Source organism: Alicyclobacillus sp. SO9, from assembly GCF_016406125.1.
GTDB lineage: Bacteria > Bacillota > Bacilli > Alicyclobacillales > Alicyclobacillaceae > SO9.
Genome location: NZ_CP066339.1, coordinates 2,296,065 through 2,314,684 on the forward strand (window position 1 = coordinate 2,296,065; position 18,620 = coordinate 2,314,684).

Annotated in this window: 13 protein-coding genes and 3 rRNA genes; 15 read left to right on the forward strand and 1 reads right to left on the reverse strand. The window is 51.2% G+C overall.

Going from position 1 to position 18,620, the window contains the following annotated elements:
• Positions 1 to 22 precede the first annotated feature (22 nt).
• The 11 genes from ftsY to rrf all read left to right on the forward strand — a co-directional run bounded on the left by ftsY (position 23) and on the right by rrf (position 11,979).
• Positions 23 to 940 carry a signal recognition particle-docking protein FtsY gene (gene ftsY, locus GI364_RS10365; protein WP_198853498.1) on the forward strand — a complete coding sequence of 306 codons (918 nt, stop codon included), beginning with the start codon at positions 23 to 25 and terminating at the stop codon, positions 938 to 940.
• Between the two features lie 136 nt (positions 941 to 1,076).
• On the forward strand, positions 1,077 to 1,427 hold the full coding sequence (gene ylxM / locus GI364_RS10370; RefSeq protein WP_198853499.1) for a YlxM family DNA-binding protein: 351 nt from the start codon (positions 1,077 to 1,079) through the stop codon (positions 1,425 to 1,427).
• An 11-nt stretch (positions 1,428 to 1,438) separates the two neighbouring features.
• Entirely contained in the window at positions 1,439 to 2,941 is a 1,503-nt protein-coding gene (gene ffh / locus GI364_RS10375; protein ID WP_198853500.1) for a signal recognition particle protein, read from the forward strand.
• 36 nt (positions 2,942 to 2,977) lie between these two features.
• On the forward strand, positions 2,978 to 3,250 hold the full coding sequence (gene rpsP / locus GI364_RS10380) for a 30S ribosomal protein S16 (RefSeq protein ID WP_198853501.1): 273 nt from the start codon (positions 2,978 to 2,980) through the stop codon (positions 3,248 to 3,250).
• A 312-nt stretch (positions 3,251 to 3,562) separates the two neighbouring features.
• The gene (locus tag GI364_RS10385; protein WP_198853502.1) at positions 3,563 to 3,808 is read left to right on the forward strand and encodes a KH domain-containing protein; all 246 of its coding nucleotides are present in this window, start codon (positions 3,563 to 3,565) and stop codon (positions 3,806 to 3,808) included.
• A 76-nt stretch (positions 3,809 to 3,884) separates the two neighbouring features.
• Positions 3,885 to 4,307 carry a YlqD family protein gene (locus GI364_RS10390; RefSeq protein WP_233096097.1) on the forward strand — a complete coding sequence of 141 codons (423 nt, stop codon included), beginning with the start codon at positions 3,885 to 3,887 and terminating at the stop codon, positions 4,305 to 4,307.
• Positions 4,308 to 4,579: 272 nt separating this feature from the next.
• On the forward strand, positions 4,580 to 5,110 hold the full coding sequence (gene rimM, locus GI364_RS10395; RefSeq protein WP_198853503.1) for a ribosome maturation factor RimM: 531 nt from the start codon (positions 4,580 to 4,582) through the stop codon (positions 5,108 to 5,110).
• Between the two features lie 198 nt (positions 5,111 to 5,308).
• Complete coding sequence (gene trmD, locus GI364_RS10400; RefSeq protein WP_198853956.1) at positions 5,309 to 6,148, forward strand: tRNA (guanosine(37)-N1)-methyltransferase TrmD; 840 nt, start codon at positions 5,309 to 5,311, stop codon at positions 6,146 to 6,148.
• Between the two features lie 760 nt (positions 6,149 to 6,908).
• Positions 6,909 to 8,455 (forward strand): 16S ribosomal RNA (locus tag GI364_RS10405).
• Positions 8,456 to 8,774: 319 nt separating this feature from the next.
• Positions 8,775 to 11,736 (forward strand): 23S ribosomal RNA (locus GI364_RS10410).
• Between the two features lie 126 nt (positions 11,737 to 11,862).
• A 5S ribosomal RNA gene (gene rrf, locus GI364_RS10415) occupies positions 11,863 to 11,979 on the forward strand.
• Together the 16S, 23S and 5S rRNA genes form the textbook arrangement of a ribosomal RNA operon.
• A gap of 619 nt (positions 11,980 to 12,598) precedes the next feature.
• On the opposite strand, the gene GI364_RS10420 is transcribed toward rrf, so the two are convergent.
• The gene (locus tag GI364_RS10420) at positions 12,599 to 13,846 is read right to left on the reverse strand and encodes an IS4 family transposase (protein WP_198852246.1); all 1,248 of its coding nucleotides are present in this window, start codon (positions 13,844 to 13,846) and stop codon (positions 12,599 to 12,601) included.
• Positions 13,847 to 14,957: 1,111 nt separating this feature from the next.
• On the opposite strand from GI364_RS10420, the gene GI364_RS10425 reads away from it, so the two are divergent.
• The 4 genes from GI364_RS10425 (at position 14,958) to GI364_RS10440 (ending at position 18,588) form a co-directional block, all read left to right on the forward strand.
• Positions 14,958 to 15,923: a GNAT family N-acetyltransferase gene (locus GI364_RS10425; protein WP_198853504.1), complete on the forward strand. Its 966-nt coding sequence runs from the start codon at positions 14,958 to 14,960 to the stop codon at positions 15,921 to 15,923.
• Between the two features lie 83 nt (positions 15,924 to 16,006).
• On the forward strand, positions 16,007 to 16,966 hold the full coding sequence (locus GI364_RS10430; protein ID WP_198853505.1) for an RluA family pseudouridine synthase: 960 nt from the start codon (positions 16,007 to 16,009) through the stop codon (positions 16,964 to 16,966).
• A 31-nt stretch (positions 16,967 to 16,997) separates the two neighbouring features.
• Positions 16,998 to 17,117 carry a pentapeptide repeat-containing protein gene (locus tag GI364_RS25390; RefSeq protein ID WP_198853506.1) on the forward strand — a complete coding sequence of 40 codons (120 nt, stop codon included), beginning with the start codon at positions 16,998 to 17,000 and terminating at the stop codon, positions 17,115 to 17,117.
• A gap of 301 nt (positions 17,118 to 17,418) precedes the next feature.
• Entirely contained in the window at positions 17,419 to 18,588 is a 1,170-nt protein-coding gene (locus tag GI364_RS10440; RefSeq protein WP_198853507.1) for a thiolase family protein, read from the forward strand.
• Positions 18,589 to 18,620: the final 32 nt, after the last annotated feature.

The following is an 18,620-nucleotide window of genomic DNA, read 5'->3' on the forward strand; positions in this document are numbered from 1 at the left end:
TTGAATGGAAGGGTGTTGTGAAGTGGGACTGTTTGACAAGTTCAAAAAGGGCCTGACAAAAAGTCGAAATGCAGTCTTTGGACGGATTGGCCAAGCCTTGTCGGGTAAAAAACTAGACGAATCATTGTTTGAAGAACTGGAAGAAGTATTGATTTCCGCAGATGTAGGCGTTGACACTTCCCTGTGGCTCGTCGATGAAGTTCGTAAACAGGCAAAGGCTGAACGCGCACAAGACGGTGGTGAGTTGCCGAGGTTACTTCAAAGCGCCATGGAGAAAGCGCTGAGCGACTGCGACACAGAAATGGCAGTTGCACCAGACGGGCCAAGTCTGTATATGTTTGTCGGCGTCAATGGAGTTGGAAAGACCACTTCAATAGGGAAGTTAGCACGTCACTACTTGGATCAGGGCAAAAAAGTCATTTTGGCTGCTGGGGACACTTTCCGCGCTGCGGCTATTGACCAGTTGCTCGAGTGGGGCGAACGGGCTGGTTGCGATGTTATTCGTCACGCACCGGGCGCCGATCCCGCTGCGGTCATCTACGATGCCATCGTAGCCGGAAAATCGCGGGGCGTAGATGTGATTCTCTGTGATACAGCCGGCCGGCTGCACAACAAAGCCAACCTGATGGCTGAACTAGCGAAGATGGCGAAGGTGGCGAAGCGGGAACTACCGGGATCGCCCCATGAAGTGCTGCTGGTACTGGACGGGACGACGGGTCAAAATGCGTTGAGTCAGACGAAATCGTTTCAGGAAGTGGCAGACGTCACAGGAATTGTTGTGACTAAGTTGGACGGTACTGCCAAAGGCGGTGTGATACTTCCGATTGTCAGGGAATTTGGGCTTTCTGTAAAATGGGTTGGCCTCGGCGAAAGCATTGATGACTTAGAGCCGTTCGACGCATCCATTTATTCCGAGGCGATTTGTCAGATTGACACATGACATTGATTCAGTTTCTCATCAGTCTGTACGTATTCATTGACGCGGCTACCGTTTAAATCACTCCATGCAGACTGGTTCAATCAGGTTATTTAAGTGTGTCAAGTGTCATAGCTTGACATCATTCGGAGGGGCAGTTATGATAGATAAGGTCACGCGTGTAGGACTGCTCTATGATTTTTATGGAGAGTTGCTGACAGCACATCAGCGACAGGTGCTTGAGATGTATTACTTCGACGATTGGTCCCTGTCTGAGGTTGCGGAAGCAGTTGGTGTGAGCCGACAAGCGGTGCATGACAATGTGAAACGTTCAGAAGAACAGTTGGAACACTACGAGTCCATACTGCATCTCTATGACTCGAATGAAGGGACAAAGGCTGCAGTGAAAGACTTACTTGCGGCTTGGAATCGCGCGCGGCAGTTTGTGTCGCGAGAGGCTGCAATTGAAGTGGAGACTGCCCTTCAAGTATTGCGGCAGCGATTTGAGTAAGGAGGGGCAAAGTGCTCGAAGGACTATCGAACAGCCTGCAAAAGGCGTTAGGTAAGCTAAAGTCAAAAGGAAAGCTCACTGAAGAAGATGTCCAATCAGCAATGCGAGAAGTTCGCTTAGCCCTGTTGGCGGCAGACGTCAACGTCAAAGTTGTTAAGGACTTTGTGGGCCGCATTCGCGATAGGGCTGTCGGTCAGGAAGTTCAAAAGAGCTTGACTCCTGGACAGCAGGTTATCAAGGTGGTTCACGAAGAACTTACGCAGTTGATGGGTGGAGAGGAAGCACGCATTAACCTGAGTTCGAAGCCGCCGTCAGTGGTGATGCTGGCAGGTTTGCAAGGCGCAGGTAAGACAACTGCCGCTGCAAAACTGGCTCTGTCCTTCCGCAAGCACAATCACAGGCCGCTTTTGGTAGCGGCTGATGTCTACCGTCCGGCAGCGATTCAGCAGTTAGAAGTGCTTGGGAAGCAAATAGATGTTCCTGTGTTCTCACAAGGTACGGACGCGAACCCAGTGGACATTGCGATTGCGGGTCAGCAGGAGGCCGTTCGTCAGGGCGCTGATATTGTCATTGTCGATACAGCAGGTCGGTTGCACATCGATAATGAGCTCATGCACGAACTTGAGGGAATTAAGCAAGCTGTCGAACCTTCGGAAATTCTGCTCGTGGTGGATGCGATGACAGGGCAGGATGCAGTACACGTTGCGGAGTCGTTTCACGAACAACTGTCCGTTACCGGCGTCATCTTAACGAAGCTTGACGGTGATACTCGCGGCGGTGCGGCTTTGACTGTGCGAGCGGTGACGGGTTGCCCCATTAAGTTTGTGGGTACCGGCGAAAAGATCGAAGCATTGGAGGTCTTCTATCCCGACAGGTTGGCCTCAAGGATTTTAGGCATGGGCGATGTCATGTCTTTGATTGAGAAGGCCCAAGAGACTGTTGACCTTGAGCAGGCCAGAGAAATGGAAGAGAAGCTGCGCAAGGCGGAATTCACCTTGGATGATTTTCGGTCTCAGTTGCAGCAGGTTCGCAATTTGGGTCCTTTAGATCAAATTATGAAAATGCTTCCGGGTGCCAACAAGCTGAAGGGCTTGGAGAACATCAATATGGACGACAAGCGGTTCAATCGCATAGATGCTATCATCTCATCGATGACGAAATCAGAACGGGTAGAACCGTCCGTCATGAATGCGAGTCGCAGACGCCGGGTTGCAAATGGCAGCGGTGTTACCGTGCGTGAAGTGAACCAGGTGCTAAACCAATTCGATCAAATGCGTCAGATGATGAAGCGTTTTTCAGGCGGCAAGGGCGGCAAGAAGATGAGCAAACGTGGCATGATGAGCGCTTTAAAGTCGATGGGCGGCGGTGGACTTGGTAATCTTGGCGGCATGGGAGACACAGAAGCCCTGCAGGAATTGCAGAAGCTTTCTAGTGATGATGGGGAACTGTCAACACCTCGCATTGGCGGCGATGGCAAACGCCGGCACAAGGGCAAGAAGAAGAAAAAGAAATAAAAACAACACATACAACACATTTGGAGGGAATTCATTATGGCAGTAAAGATTCGTTTGAAGCGTATGGGAGCAAAAAAAGCACCTTTCTACCGTTTGGTGGTCGCGGATTCGAGGTCACCGCGCGACGGTCGCTTTATTGAGGAAATTGGGACGTACAATCCCTTGACAACTCCAGAGCAAGTTCACATTAATGAAGAAAAAGCACTGCAGTGGCTGCAAAATGGTGCACAACCGTCTGACACAGTCCGTCATTTGTTTAGTAAACAAGGAATTATGAAAAAACACCACGAATTAAAATATCAAAAGTAAATGAATGCGGCAGCAATGCCGCTTCAACTTAGCAGAGAATTGTGCAAGTTAGCAGAGAATTATGCAAGGTCAGGCTTAGGCCGGATGCAGCTAAACGAGCTTGAGGTTGGATTCATCTTGGCCTAGGCTTGGTTGAGGCCTACACTGCATGATTGGCTGAATGGGCGGCTCAATGAGCCGTTGAATGAGTGGCTGAAGAATCTCGAGACTTGCGGGCGGGTGTTTAAGTTGATGTGCCGCAAGCTGCTCACACGATGACTGGCAGATGGCAGATTCGTGAACTGTCGATTGATGGCGGAGGAGGTCGTGCTGGTGAGAGAACTTGTGGAATACTTGGCAAAGTCTTTGGTCGAACATCCAGACCATGTTATGGTCATGGAGGAGGAAAAGGGAGATACGGTTGTGTATCGTCTCAAAGTAGAGCCTTCAGACGTCGGCAAGGTCATTGGAAGACACGGGAGAATTGCAAAAGCTATTCGAAGTATCGTCGGCGCGGCTGCGTATCGCCTTGACAAACGAGTGGTTATCAATATTGATTCCCCGGAATCAGCATCCTAGTATTTGTAGCTGCCAGAAGAGATTGTAACATTGGGCGCAGACATTAAGAGGCAAGGAACTAAAGGGAGGATACTTCATGCTGACGATTCGGCAACCAGTAGCAGTAAAACTGATTCTGACGGAAGAAACCAAGCAACAGATTCTTCAGGAATCCCGCGAACAAATTGACCGTCTCAACTATGAGTTGGAGCAAATCGAGGAGCAGGGCAAACAGGCCCTCGAGCAGGCCATGAGTCAGGGCGGAGACGTGGCTCAGCAACTGCGGGAACAGATTGAGCAGGAGCAGGCAGAACGAATTCAGCAGCGTGACGAACTGATTGAACAAATTCAGCAGATTCAGCAGCTTGAAATTGGCACTGAGGTGCAAAATATGACTGTGGAAACAACGGTCGATGTCAATGTAGGCGATGATTGGAATAGCATCTTGCAAGGTTCTGAGATTGTGGTGAAAGACGGGATTGTACAAGAGATTCGGCGTGGCGGTATCGGTCTGGCCTAATTAGACAGTCATGCGTGAGGTGACGGTCGTGAAAGCAGTGTCGGCGGTTTAATCATTGCCATCGCTGACCGGTAGAGTTGCCGTGTTAATGCAACGTGTGTGAAATGAGATGGAACGCTGACTCTGGATGAAAGGGTCAGTATTCTATCTCATTTCGCATGTTACAGGAAGTATGGACAGTATGGACGTGGAGCTTCATGGACGTGGAGCTATGGACGGTTGGTAATTGTTTTGTTGGCCGTTTGAGACGGTACGGTACTTGGAGGTGCAGAATGGAACTGGATTATGTAACTGTGGGGTCTATCGTCAACACTCACGGTCTACGCGGAGAAGTACGAGTGATTTCAAAGACGGAGATTCCTAATGAACGCTTCGCTCGCGGTTCAGAAATGTATTTGCAAGGAGAGGACGGCAGAATCACTGATAAATTGCAAGTTGCTAGTTCTCGACCCCACAAACAGTTTTGGTTGGTAACCTTCGTAGGCATGGAAACTGTACAGGCGGCTGAGCGACTTAAAGGGATGGACCTGTGTATTCACGTATCTGAACTGCCTGAACTAGAGCCTGGCAACTATTACATCCACGAACTAATTGGGCTTTCAGTTGTGAGTGACGAAGGTGAGACACTTGGAGTTATCAAAGAGGTGCTGACTCCGGGTGCCAACGATGTCTATGTTGTGTCGCAGCCGGGGCAGAAAGACCTGCTCGTGCCAGCGCTGAAGGAATGCATCTTGAAAGTCGATCGCGATAAGAAGGAAATGACAGTTCACCTTCTGCCGGGGTTGCGGGAAATGAATCAGTAAGTCCAGTCCACAGATCTGGACGCTGGCGGCGCCGCACGCGAGGAGACCCCGCGGCGCGCATTAGCGTAGCGTGGCTGTCGTCATACCGACTTGACAGAACAGAGACTCAATCAGAGCGAGTGTATCACTGTAAGCCAGGTATGGTAAGCCAAGTGTGGTAAGGCAAAAACTATCACAGTAAGACGAGGTGACAAGGTGCTGCGAATCCGAGTTCTAACTCTGTTTCCTGAAATGTTTACGGGTGTGTTGAACGAAAGCATCATTAAACGAGCGCGGGATGAGGAGTTGGTTGATATAGAGGTTGTCAACTTTAGGGATTATGCGACGGACAAGCATCGAACGGTGGATGACTATCCCTTTGGCGGCGGAGCGGGCATGCTTCTGAAGCCGGCTCCGATTTTTGACGCGGTAGATTCGGTCATTGCGTCTTTAGATAATCACGTTACCAGTCTTCATCAGGACGCGGCGAGAATGGATGTCGATACTCGAATCAATGGAGACACCGAGTCTGCAAAGGGGCGAGAAATCGTTCTCATGACGCCGCAGGGGGCGCAGTTTACTCAAAAAATGGCACAAGAACTGTCGCAGTTGGACGATCTCGTATTGATATGCGGACATTACGAAGGCTTCGACGAGCGAATTCGATCTTTTGTTGCGACAAAGGAATTGTCCGTTGGAGATTTTGTGCTGACAGGTGGTGAAATCCCCGCTATGGCCGTAATGGATGCTGTCGTGAGATTATTGCCAGGCGCCTTGGGGAATGAAGCATCTGCTGAGGAAGATTCGTTTGCTTCAGGCCTGCTTGAACATCCTCAGTACACTCGACCAGCCGACTACAGAGGTCACACTGTGCCAGCAGTTCTGTTGTCTGGAAACCATGCCAAGGTTGCACAGTGGCGTCACGAGCAGTCCCTCTACAGAACTTGGATACGCCGCCCGGATTTACTTGAAACAGTTGCCCTGTCTGCTGAGGATCGGCGTTTAATTGACAAGTGGGAACGGAACGTCTCCGACGGAAAGGGAGAAGGCGTGGAGTGATTTCATCTCTGCCCCATGCCTCAGGTAGAGATTTCTCGTGGAGTGCGCGCAGAGATTGAATTGTATTCATCTATTAGCTCGCGAGTATTAGCTCGCGATGCGCAAGTTTCTCCTATGCTTGTGAAAAACACAGCAGATGACTTGCTGCTAAACCGCAAGTCCGTTGCACTGGCTGTAAAATAGAGGATAGACAGAGCATAGGTGCGCGAACTTTGCTTGCCTTGCTCCTTTGGTACCGCAAGTCCGGGATGGGGCTTGACCTGTTTGGGCGAACGAAGGTGACCTCCCTTAGTGACGATTTGAGGCTGTATCCCATGTTGGTCACTAAGGAAGGCCCACAATCATGGTATGATATTGCGTGGAAAATGGTGCAATCAGAAGTGCGTGTCGGCAGGACCATCGAAATCCGCGGTCAGGGTCAAATCTTTTGAATTTAGGGGTTGATCTGCCTCTCACATCGTGGTATATTAGTCGATGTCGCCGCGAGAGCGGGCCGGACAACAAAGCCTTTAAAACCCGCGCCATAACAGCATTTATGAGACATCATGAAGGACTTCAGGCGGGATGATTCAGCCGAGATTGACAAGTGGATGAGCGGAGAAAGATGGACCGCCAACCCAGTGGATTGACAGCAGAATGGTTCATCGGGATTTGAAGCAAAGGGTTCCTTGAAAACTAAACACACGAAAGAGACGCTTGTGTAAGAAATGAGCTTCGTCTGTTCTTTGAGAGAAGAGCAGTACAGGATATAAGCAAGACCAAATTTGAGAGTTTGATCCTGGCTCAGGACGAACGCTGGCGGCGTGCCTAATACATGCAAGTCGAGCGGACTGATGGGAGCTTGCTCCCAGAGGTTAGCGGCGGACGGGTGAGTAACACGTGGGCAATCTGCCTGTCAGACTGGAATAACATCCGGAAACGGGTGCTAATGCCGGATAGACAGCGGGAAGGCATCTTCCTGCTTTGAAAGCTGCTACGGCAGTACTGACAGAGGAGCCCGCGGCGCATTAGCTCGTTGGTGGGGTAACGGCCTACCAAGGCAACGATGCGTAGCCGACCTGAGAGGGTGACCGGCCACACTGGGACTGAGACACGGCCCAGACTCCTACGGGAGGCAGCAGTAGGGAATCTTCCGCAATGGGCGAAAGCCTGACGGAGCAACGCCGCGTGAGCGAAGAAGGCCTTCGGGTTGTAAAGCTCAGTCAATCGGGAAGAGCGGACAGGAGAGGGAATGCTCCTGTCGAGACGGTACCGGAAGAGGAAGCCCCGGCTAACTACGTGCCAGCAGCCGCGGTAATACGTAGGGGGCAAGCGTTGTCCGGAATCACTGGGCGTAAAGCGTGCGTAGGCGGCCTTGTAAGTCTGGGGTGAAAACTCAGGGCTCAACCCTGAGAATGCCTTGGAAACTGTGAGGCTTGAGTACTGGAGAGGCAAGGGGAATTCCACGTGTAGCGGTGAAATGCGTAGAGATGTGGAGGAATACCAGTGGCGAAGGCGCCTTGCTGGACAGTGACTGACGCTGAGGCACGAAAGCGTGGGGAGCGAACAGGATTAGATACCCTGGTAGTCCACGCCGTAAACGATGAGTGCTAGGTGTTGGGGGTTACCGCCCTCAGTGCCGAAGGAAACCCAATAAGCACTCCGCCTGGGGAGTACGGTCGCAAGACTGAAACTCAAAGGAATTGACGGGGGCCCGCACAAGCAGTGGAGCATGTGGTTTAATTCGAAGCAACGCGAAGAACCTTACCAGGGCTTGACATCCCCCTGACCGGTGTAGAGATACACCTTCCCTTCGGGGCAGGGGAGACAGGTGGTGCATGGTTGTCGTCAGCTCGTGTCGTGAGATGTTGGGTTAAGTCCCGCAACGAGCGCAACCCTTAATCTGTGTTACCAGCATGTAAAGATGGGGACTCACAGGTGACAGCCGACGCAAGTCGGAGGAAGGTGGGGATGACGTCAAATCATCATGCCCTTTATGTCCTGGGCAACACACGTGCTACAATGGGCGGAACAAAGGGAAGCGAGACCGCGAGGTGGAGCAAAACCCAGAAAACCGTTCGTAGTTCGGATTGCAGGCTGCAACCCGCCTGCATGAAGCCGGAATTGCTAGTAATCGCGGATCAGCATGCCGCGGTGAATCCGTTCCCGGGCCTTGTACACACCGCCCGTCACACCACGAGAGTTGGCAACACCCGAAGTCGGTGGGGTAACCCTTAGGGGGACTAGCCGCCGAAGGTGGGGCTGATGATTGGGGTGAAGTCGTAACAAGGTAGCCGTATCGGAAGGTGCGGCTGGATCACCTCCTTTCTATGGAGTACTAGACAGACCGCGAGAGTCTGTCAGAACGCAAGCGTCTCTGAACTAACTGCAAGTCCCATTGTGGAAACTGGAGTTAGTGTGTGTGTTTAGTTTTGAAGGTGCCCTGCCTGCAGGAATGCAGGGAAGTGTATCTTCAACTTTTGTGTCTACGGACACAGAGGTGTGTACCTTGACAACCAGATAGCGAGAAGTGAATTTTCCTGTTCACAAATAAGAAATGGGTAACTGCACTTCGTTCACAGGGATGTGAATGAAAGTGATAGTATGAAATACCGAAAATCGGGAAGCAGCAATGCGGACCGAATGTGGTGAAGGTAGAAAGGGCGCACGGGGGATGCCTAGGCGCCAGGAGCCGAAGAAGGACGGGGCGAACACCGAAATGCCACGGGGAGCTGTAAGCGAGCCTTGATCCGTGGATGTCCGAATGGGGGAACCCCCTGGTCGTGATGGGCCAGGACTGCAGGCTGAATCCATAGGTCTGTAGAGGCAACCGGGAGAACTGAAACATCTCAGTACCCCGAGGAAGAGAAAACAAGAGTGATTCCGTCAGTAGTGGCGAGCGAAAGCGGAAGAGCCTAAACCGGATACGCGGGAAACCTTGCAGGGGATGCGTAGACGGGGTAGCGGGGCAAGCGAAGAACGGGCTGCAACCGGTTCACAGAGTGAGAAAACGATGTTCGTAGAGGAAAGGTCTGGGAAGGCCTGTCGAAGAGGGTGAGAGCCCCGTACTCGAAACGGACGCGACTTTGTCGCATGACCCCAAGTACCGCGGGACACGAGAAACCCCGTGGGAATCTGGGAGGACCACCTCCTAAGGCTAAATACTCCCTGGCGACCGATAGTGATGAGTACCGTGAGGGAAAGGTGAAAAGCACCGCGGGAGCGGAGTGAAAGAGAACCTGAAACCGTGTGCCTACAATCAGTCGAAGCATCCGTAGAGGTGTGACGGCGTGCCTTTTGTAGAATGAACCGGCGAGTGAGGGCGGCGAGCAAGGTTAAGGTGAGAAGCCGGAGCCGAAGCGAAAGCGAGTCTGAAAAGGGCGATAAGTTGGCAGTCCTCGACCCGAAACCGGGTGATCTACCCCTGGTCAGGGTGAAGTGCGGGTAACACCGCATGGAGGCCCGAACCCACTGGCGTTGAAAAGCCAGGGGATGAACTGGGGGTAGGGGAGAAATTCCAATCGAACTCGGAGATAGCTGGTTCTCCCCGAAATAGCTTTAGGGCTAGCGTCCGGGGATGAGTTGCGGAGGTAGAGCACTGATTGGGTGCGGGGCCCGTCCAGGGTTACCAAGCTCAGTCAAACTCCGAATGCCGCAATATTAACCCGGGCAGTCAGACTACGAATGCTAAGATCCGTGGTCAAAAGGGAAACAGCCCAGACCAACAGCTAAGGTCCCAAAGTACCAGTTCAGTGGGAAACGATGTGGCGGTGCACAGACAACCAGGATGTTGGCTTAGAAGCAGCCACCATTGAAAGAGTGCGTAATAGCTCACTGGTCGAGTGACGCTGCGCGGAAAATGTAACGGGGCTAAACTGGACACCGAAGCTTTGGATGCACAGAGATGTGCGTGGTAGGGGAGCGTTCCATGAGCGGCGAAGTTGAGCTGAGAGGCTTGGTGGAGGTCATGGAAGTGAGAATGCCGGTATAAGTAGCGAAAAGACAAGTGAGAATCTTGTCCGCCGAAAGCCCAAGGGTTCCTGGGGAAGGATCGTCCGCCCAGGGTTAGTCGGGACCTAAGGCGAGGCCGAAAGGCGTAGTCGAAGGACAACTGGTGGAAATTCCAGTACCACTCCAGACTGTTTGAGCGAAGGGGTGACGCAGGAGGTCCAGGGAAGCGGCCGGATGGAAGAGGCCGTCCAAGCAGCAAGAGGGGAATCGAGGCAAATCCCGGTTCTATTAACCTCAAGCTGTGATGGGGAGGGAAGAACAGTACCGAAGTCCTGAGGATCACACTGCCGAGAAAAGCCTCTAGTGAGGAAAGGAGTGCCCGTACCGAAAACCGACACAGGTGGGCGCGTGGAGAACACGAAGGCGCGCGGGAAAACTCTCGTTAAGGAACTCGGCAAAATGGCCCCGTAACTTCGGGAGAAGGGGCGCTCATCGAGAGATGAGCCGCAGTGAAAAGGCCCAAGCGACTGTTTATCAAAAACACAGGTCTCTGCCAAGCCGAAAGGCGAAGTATAGGGGCTGACGCCTGCCCGGTGCTGGAAGGTTAAGAGGAGGGCTTAGGGTTTCGACCCGAAGGTCTGAATTGAAGCCCCAGTAAACGGCGGCCGTAACTATAACGGTCCTAAGGTAGCGAAATTCCTTGTCGGGTAAGTTCCGACCCGCACGAAAGGCGCAACGACTTGGGCGCTGTCTCAACGAGAGACCCGGTGAAATTGTAATACCTGTGAAGATGCAGGTTACCCGCGGCTAGACGGAAAGACCCCGTGGAGCTTGACTGCAGCTTGATATGGGAGATGGGTATGTCATGTACAGGATAGGTGGGAGACAGAGAAGCAGGGGCGCAAGCCAATGTGGAGTCGGTGTTGGGATACCACCCTTGAGATGCCAATCTTCTAACCTGGCGCCATGAAACTGGCGTGGGGACAGTGTCAGGCGGGCAGTTTGACTGGGGCGGTCGCCTCCAAAAAGGTAACGGAGGCGCCCAAAGGTTCCCTCAGCGCGGATGGAAATCGCGCAGTGCGTGTAAAGGCAAAAGGGAGCTTGACTGCGAGACGGACAGGTCGAGCAGGGACGAAAGTCGGGCTTAGTGACCCGGCGGCCCCGAGTGGAAGGGCCGTCGCTCAACGGATAAAAGCTACCCCGGGGATAACAGGCTGATCTCCCCCAAGAGTTCACATCGACGGGGAGGTTTGGCACCTCGATGTCGGCTCATCGCATCCTGGGGCTGAAGTCGGTCCCAAGGGTTGGGCTGTTCGCCCATTAAAGCGGTACGCGAGCTGGGTTCAGAACGTCGTGAGACAGTTCGGTCCCTATCTGCCGCGGGCGCAGGATACGTGAGAGGAATCGTCCTTAGTACGAGAGGACCGGGATGAACAGACCGCTGGTGTCCCAGTTGTTCTGCCAAGAGCATAGCTGGGTAGCTAAGTCTGGAAGGGATAAGCGCTGAAAGCATCTAAGCGCGAAGCCCCCCTCAAGATAACGTGTCCCATCCATTTATGGAGTAAGACCCCTTGAAGAAGACGAGGTAGATCGGTCCGGAGTGGAAGCGTAGTGATACGTGGAGCTGACGGATACGAATCGGTCGAGGGCTTCACCAGAGGAACAGGGAAACGACAGACGACTCGCTGTCTGGGAAGAAGAGGTACCAATTACATAGGGGAATGAAGGGTGTGTGCGCAGTGGCTTGCGCAGCACGAACGAAGCACACGCCCTTCATCTCCCAGTCTGGTGACGAGAGCGGAGGGGCCACACGCGTGCCCATCCCGAACACGACCGTTAAGACCTCCAGCGCCGATGATACTTGGAGCGCGAGCTCCTGGGAAAGTAGGACATTGCCAGGCGAGAGAGCAAGAAGAGAGAGGCGTTGCACCCGATGTGGTGCAGCGTCTTTTGTATGTGACTGCAGGTACAAGTGACGGAATGAACAAGAGAGAAAGAGGAGAAGGAAGATAAACGGGGAAACCCGTTTATTTACCGTCTGAAGTTCTTTGAATGCATGGAAGCAGAGTTGGTTGATGTTTATGGCGGAATTGTGTCTGCTTGAGGGCAAAAGAGGGGGGGCAGTGCCAAAACATGGTCCCTGGCGACGTTGTGTTCACAAGGCGGACACAAACAGCCCGTTGACATGCCTCAGATGTGGCGGAACTGTGTCCAAAGTGCCGATGAGGGGGAGGGGTGCAGAAAATAGAGATCCCACAAGTGCTTATTTGGAACATGCCTATCGCCGTGTACAAAATAAGCTCCTGAGAAGTGCTTAAAGGCCAGAAAACCAACGAAAATGGGGTGTGAACAGCAAATAAGCTCGTCTGAAGTACTAGCGTTGCATTAACTTCAGTCGAAAATGTCAAGTGTTACGCGAGCACCGTTTCTCAGATAGGGTCAGAATATTTCGTGAATGAGCATTGAGGTGAATGAGCTAAAATGTCAAAGGGGATATAGACAGGTAGTCCGTTCCACATTTTACCTTATGAAGATGGGGTCGTACTCGCTGGTTTCTAAGTGCCCGACGTCTCCATTTACATATTGTTGTAAGGTTTGAGTAAAAGTCTGCTCATGGTTCATCCTCCTACGCCCACATGAACGCCGTGTCGGTGGTCGAGTCACGTAAAAGACGAATGTGTCAAATTTCTCGGCCCAATGACGTTGCAGGGATTTATAGACGGCGATCAGACGCCCGCTGTGTTTCACCCGTGCTTGCAGGAGTACAAGTAAGCAGAAGGTGATGAGCGCAATACGCAACTGGTTATAGACAGCATTCTCACTCTTGCCATAAAGCTGCTTCACTGTGAGATGTTGCTTAATCCACTTGAAGAACAGTTCAATCTGCCAGCGATTGCGGTACAGGTCACAAATCTCCTCAGCCGGTAAAGTCAGGTCATTGGTTAAGAAGATAACACGTTGCCCCTCTTTGTCTAAGGCCTCGATCCGACGGGTCGGATGCGCCATGCTCCGGAATTCGGAACCAAGCCGGATGACCGCATCACGTAACACAGGTGAATTCTCTGCAACGGGTCTTTCTTCTAACACTGCCATGGTGCCGGCATTGTGTCGGAGTCGTGTGACGAATTTGGTCCCACTTTGGCAATAGACGTCAAACTTTCGATAGTCGACGTAGCCACGGTCAAAGACAAACAGGGCATTTTCATCACAGGAAATGAGCTCATCCATTTGTGTTGTGTCTGCCGGCCTGGCTGGTGTAAGCGTTGCTTTATCCGGGTATACTCGTTCATTCATAAAGACGAGACGAAGGTGTAATTTGACGCCGGCTTTGTCTCGCTGGAAACTCGCCCATGGATACTGAGACAGGCACATAGTAATCGTGGAGGAGTCTACGAGATTCATTCGTCCTAACCGGTTTGTAGCCTTCTTCCATCCCAGAGCCTGAATGTTTTGGTCAACACATCGCCGAAAGACAGACTCAAGAAATCTCGTCTCCATCCGTAACTTGCGCGACAGTTGTGAGGTGCTGATGGATGCGAGACCAAGTTGCGCCTGCAGCTTTGGATCCTCATTTAAAAGGCCGCTGAGATTGGTCAATGATGTAACTTGTTGAATTTGTCCAAATACAAGCAGTTGAGTAAACGTGATAGCATCTAGCTTCTTCGTGTACTTGTCCAAACCCAAAGTTCGAATTTCGTCCAACATTTTCTCCGTATCCAAGGGAGAAAGGTATTTCATAAATGTGGATTTTGTAGTATCCTTGTCCATACTCTTTGGTTTCCTTAGTTTAGATTTGGACAGGACTACCTGTACTTTCTATTCTAAGGAAACTTTTATATTTCAGGGGTTACAGTTTCGTGAAGATTCCAATGATTGAAACAATGAAACTTGTCAACAGTACCCGTTGACAAGTCACAAAAAATTTAATGCAATGCTAGTACGTCTGAAGCGCTTATTTGCTCCATTGGGCCTCCGTTTCGGCGAATAAGCGCTTCTCGGATCTCTATTTGGTCCTGGTGGGCGGCAGCCGGAGCCCCCGTGCCCCCCCGGGCGGGGTTGCCTGCCCCGACCGCCCTGTACGTGAACCCGCCGCTCTTGCACAGTCGTGTGCAACTGTGTCCATGAAAGGAATGACCAAAGAGAGAAAGAGGAGAAGGAAGATAAACGGGGAAACCCGTTTATTTACCGTCTTAAGTTCCTTGAACGCATGGCAGCAGAGTTGGTGTTTATGGCGAAATTGTGTCTGAATGAAGGCAAGAGAGGGGCGAGTGTGCCAAAACATGGTCCCTGGCGGTGTTGTGTTCACAAGGCGGACACAAACAGCCCGGTGACATGCCTCAGATGTGGCGAAACTGTGTCCAAAGAGCCCATGAGGGAGAGGGGGGCAGAAAATAGAGATCCCACAAGTGCTTATTTGGAACGTGGCTATCGCCGAGTACAAAATAAGCTCCTGAGAAGTGCTTAAAGGCCAGAAAACCGCTGAAAATGGGGTGTGAACAGCAAATAAGCTCGTCTGAAGCGCTTATTCGCTCCATAGGGCCTCCGTTTCGGCGAATAAGCTCCTCTCGGATCTCTATTTGGCCCTGGAGCGCCCCCGTGCCCCCCGTGCCCCCCTGGAGTCCCCAGCCGCCCTACTGCCCTGTGCGTGAACTCTCCTCTCTTGCACAGTCGTGCGCAACTGTGTCTATGATAAGAAGGAGAGTGTGTTTAAAGCGCGAAAGAGTTTCGTTGCGGGCTTGGGGCAGAGGATAGCAGTCGAGACGTCTTGTGTTCGCTAGAGAAGAGACAACTGCATCGGTTATAAAGATGGAGACTACGACTAGCGTATGTTTATAAAATTGTAGGTTACGACTGGCATAGAGAGGAGTGTGATGTACAGGTGGATGAGGGGTACAGCAGCTTACCTGGACTTCGGGTTCAGCGATTGAGCTACCGGGACATTTCAAGTTTGTGTTCTGTCGCAGATGAAGTGGGATGGAGTTTTTCACCAGAGAGAATGAAGACGTTCCTTCAGTCAGGATGCTTCTGGGGCCATTACGCTAACAACGGTGCTGTGTCCAGTGCAGCCGTCTTTCCTCTCGGCGAAGAGTTGTCCGCAATCGGTCTTGTCATGGTTAAACCGGAGTATCACAGACAGGGTTTAGGAAAGAGTTTAGTGCAACTCTGTCTTGAGAATATGGGAGCTCCTGCGGCTCTACTCGTAGCAACAGAAATGGGTGCTCCGCTATATTCAAAGTCTGGATTCACCACAATCAACGACGTCCAGCGATGGATATTTTCGGATACATCGTCCTCGTCTGTTGTGAATACTGCACACCTTGAGGATACATATTCAGATTATGTATTTGAGCCTCTTTGCGTTCATCACATCCCTTCTCTAGAAGCACTGGACTACCAGTTTACGGGTATTCGGAGGCACCGCATCTTGGATGCAATGACCTATAGGGATGACGGCAACAGTCTTTCGGGCGGGCCGAACCGGCCGAACCTTGCCTCAGGTGTATCTGGAATTGTAGGATTGGAAAGAGGTTCTAGGATGTTCGCCGGATTTACACTCGTCAATCAAAGCACTCAACAGATTCAGATTGGTCCGGTGATAGCTTCATCAGACGATCTCGCTATTCAACTGCTCCATCACACAGTCCGCCTTATGAAAGATTTAGCAGGTACTGCACACCCTCCATTCAGGGTTGATGTGCTCGCCCATCACAGGTCTTATACCAAACTACTGGAGGCAGAGGGATGGAAACTGCAGAAAATTTCTCCGTTGATGCTTTACGGGTCGTGGAATGCAGACTTATACAGCAATCATGTTTACGGTCTGATTGACCCAGCTTTTGGTTAGTCTAAGATGTGAACGAGCATTCATTGACCTACACATCCACATGTCAGGTTTGACTTGTGATTTTATATATTGGGAGTGGGAACATGGTTGAAGTAAGTATTGGAGACATAGAATCGGGTAAGAAAATGCATCGGTTATTACGACAATTACTGCCTGGTGTACCTCTCTCTGGAATACATAAGATGTTGCGTACGGGCCGTATAAAAATGAATGGTAAACGTGTAAAGGCGAATGATGTTGCCTACGCTGGAGATACTCTGGCTCTTTATATGTCGGAAGAGGATTATGAAAGAGTCAGCAAGCCAAAGAAGAAATTTGGCGGCATTTCGACGGATATAGATGTGGTATACGAAGACAAGGACATTTTGGTTGTGAATAAACCGGCTGGTGCTCTTGTTCATGGTGCAGATGGGGAACACAAGGATACTCTGACCAATCGTGTGCTTGCTTACTTATATCATCACGGTATGGATATTAAATCGTTCGCACCGGCTCCAGTACATCGGTTGGATAGAAACACGAGCGGTCTGGTTGTATTTGCTAAAAACGGCGACTCGGCAAGGAAACTAGCTGAGGATATTTCCAGTCATACCATCAGAAAATGGTATCTGGCTTTGGTGCAGGGGCAAGTTGAGACTACCGGTGTTATCGACGTACCTGTGACTCGCGACACAAGCCAGAACAGGACGAACACGAGTACCAGGGAAGGGAAGCAATCAGTGACAAAGTTTTATCGCGTAATCCATTCGGATACCACATCTGTCGTTTTGATTGAGTTAATCAGCGGTCGTACACATCAAATCCGGGCACACTTCTCTCATATTGGGCATCCACTATACGGTGACGTCAAGTATGGCGGCGGGAAATCAAGTGTAGGGACTTCGCACCAGTGGCTTCATGCGGGTTGGCTTCAACTTGATGACGGGCGCATTTTTCACGCTGCTCTCCCCAGTCAATTTGTTGGGCAACTGAAGAAACTGGGATATTCGGATGAAGACTTCACAAATTTGTCCAGTGTGTCTCCACAAACATATATGCAGTAATAAGAAAACAACTGTTAGCTCCTCGTTTGTCATGGTCGTTCGTGCACCACCCGCCGCCTGGGCATACCTACGCTGGACCTACTTCATCGGGACTTACTTGAGTGGGACTTACTTGAGTGAGACTTACTTCATTGGGACTCAGTTACGCTGAACTTACTTGCGTCGAAGTTGACCTTGCGGCGGAGCGCTCCCCGTGGCTTTTGCGGCTCGATGTTTGGAGAACCAAATTCTTGCTAAAGTCACAAGCTCTAGCAAGAAATTGGGGTTTCCGTTATATCCACCGTCTGTGACGGTTTGAAACGACTTTGGTTGATCACTGATGGATCGTGTGTAGTTGCTTATCCACTTCTAAAAATTATCTGAAGTATATGCAAATTGAATTCGTTTTCTTTATACTAAAGATCAATACCACGGTTCAACCGACCGGTTGTTTGTGAGAGGAGGAATTCACTGTGGCGCAAGCTGTCATTGTAGACGCAGCTCGAACCCCAATAGGACGCAGGAAAGGAATGTTTACGGGGATTCACCCGGTAGATCTACTGGCGCAGTTGATGACGCAGACATTGCACCGAAATCAACTGGATCCGAAGTTGGTGGACGATGTCATTATTGGCTGCGTCGATCAAGTTGGAGAACAAGGAGCCAACATCGCACGCAACGCGTGGCTCAGCGCAGGACTTCCAGAGGCCGTACCTGGAACAACAATTGACAGACAATGTGGATCCAGTTTGCAGGCCCTCCATTTTGCGGCTCAGGGTGTGATGGCAGGTGCCTACGATATCGTCGTTGCTGGCGGGGTTGAATCAATGACCCGAGTGCCGCTGATGAGTACTCTAAATGGCTCCGGTACACCAATGACACAAGGATTACAGATTCGCTACAACCTACAGGATAACTGGTTTAATCAAGCGGTAGGAGCAGAGATGATTGCGAAGCGGTGGGGCTTGACCCGCAGAGAGCTCGATGAGTTCAGCTACCTCAGTCACCAGCGAGCGGCCGCTGCACGAGACAAGTCTGCTTTTGAGAACGAAATCTTTCCAGTTAGATTCCGTGGTGTCGACGGGATCGAAAAATTATTTACGGTGGATGAGGGAATTCGAACGAATACCACTGTGGAAAAGATGGGCCAACTGAGTCCTGCTTTTGAAGGACTGAGTGTGATTACAGCAGGAAATGCAAGTCAAATTTCTGACGGTGCAAGTATGAGTCTCGTGATGTCTTCTGACACCGCAGAAGAGATGGGCCTAAAAGCACGAGCGCGGTTTATTTCGTTTGCTGTGGTCGGCGTAGACCCCATTACAATGCTCACCGGACCGATACCTGCAACCCAAAAGGTATTAAAACGCGCGGGGTTGACGATTGACGATATTGACTTGTTTGAGGTAAACGAAGCTTTTGCTCCGGTAGTATTGGCCTGGCAAAAAGAGACTGGTGTTCCTTTGGAGAAGGTTAATGTGAACGGAGGCGCCATAGCTTTGGGACATCGTCTCGGTGCTACAGGAACCAGAATGACGGCTACATTACTGAATGCACTGGAGGAGCGGGACCTTCGCTATGGCTTGATGGCTGTTTGTGAAGGCGGCGGAATGGCAAATGCCACTATTATTGAGCGTCTTGACTGAGGTTTGACGGAGGTTTGACTGAAGTTGGATTA

Excerpts from the sequence above, each read along its gene's own strand:
- rimM (WP_198853503.1), top strand. The coding sequence starts at position 4,580 with ATGGAACTGGATTATGTAACTGTGGGGTCTATCGTCAACACTCACGGT.
- rpsP (WP_198853501.1), top strand. The coding sequence starts at position 2,978 with ATGGCAGTAAAGATTCGTTTGAAGCGTATGGGAGCAAAAAAAGCACCT.
- ylxM (WP_198853499.1), top strand. The coding sequence starts at position 1,077 with ATGATAGATAAGGTCACGCGTGTAGGACTGCTCTATGATTTTTATGGA.
- GI364_RS10430 (WP_198853505.1), top strand. The coding sequence starts at position 16,007 with ATGGTTGAAGTAAGTATTGGAGACATAGAATCGGGTAAGAAAATGCAT.
- GI364_RS10390 (WP_233096097.1), top strand. The coding sequence starts at position 3,885 with ATGCTGACGATTCGGCAACCAGTAGCAGTAAAACTGATTCTGACGGAA.
- GI364_RS10420 (WP_198852246.1), bottom strand. The coding sequence starts at position 13,846 with ATGGACAAGGATACTACAAAATCCACATTTATGAAATACCTTTCTCCC.
- GI364_RS25390 (WP_198853506.1), top strand. The coding sequence starts at position 16,998 with ATGGTCGTTCGTGCACCACCCGCCGCCTGGGCATACCTACGCTGGACC.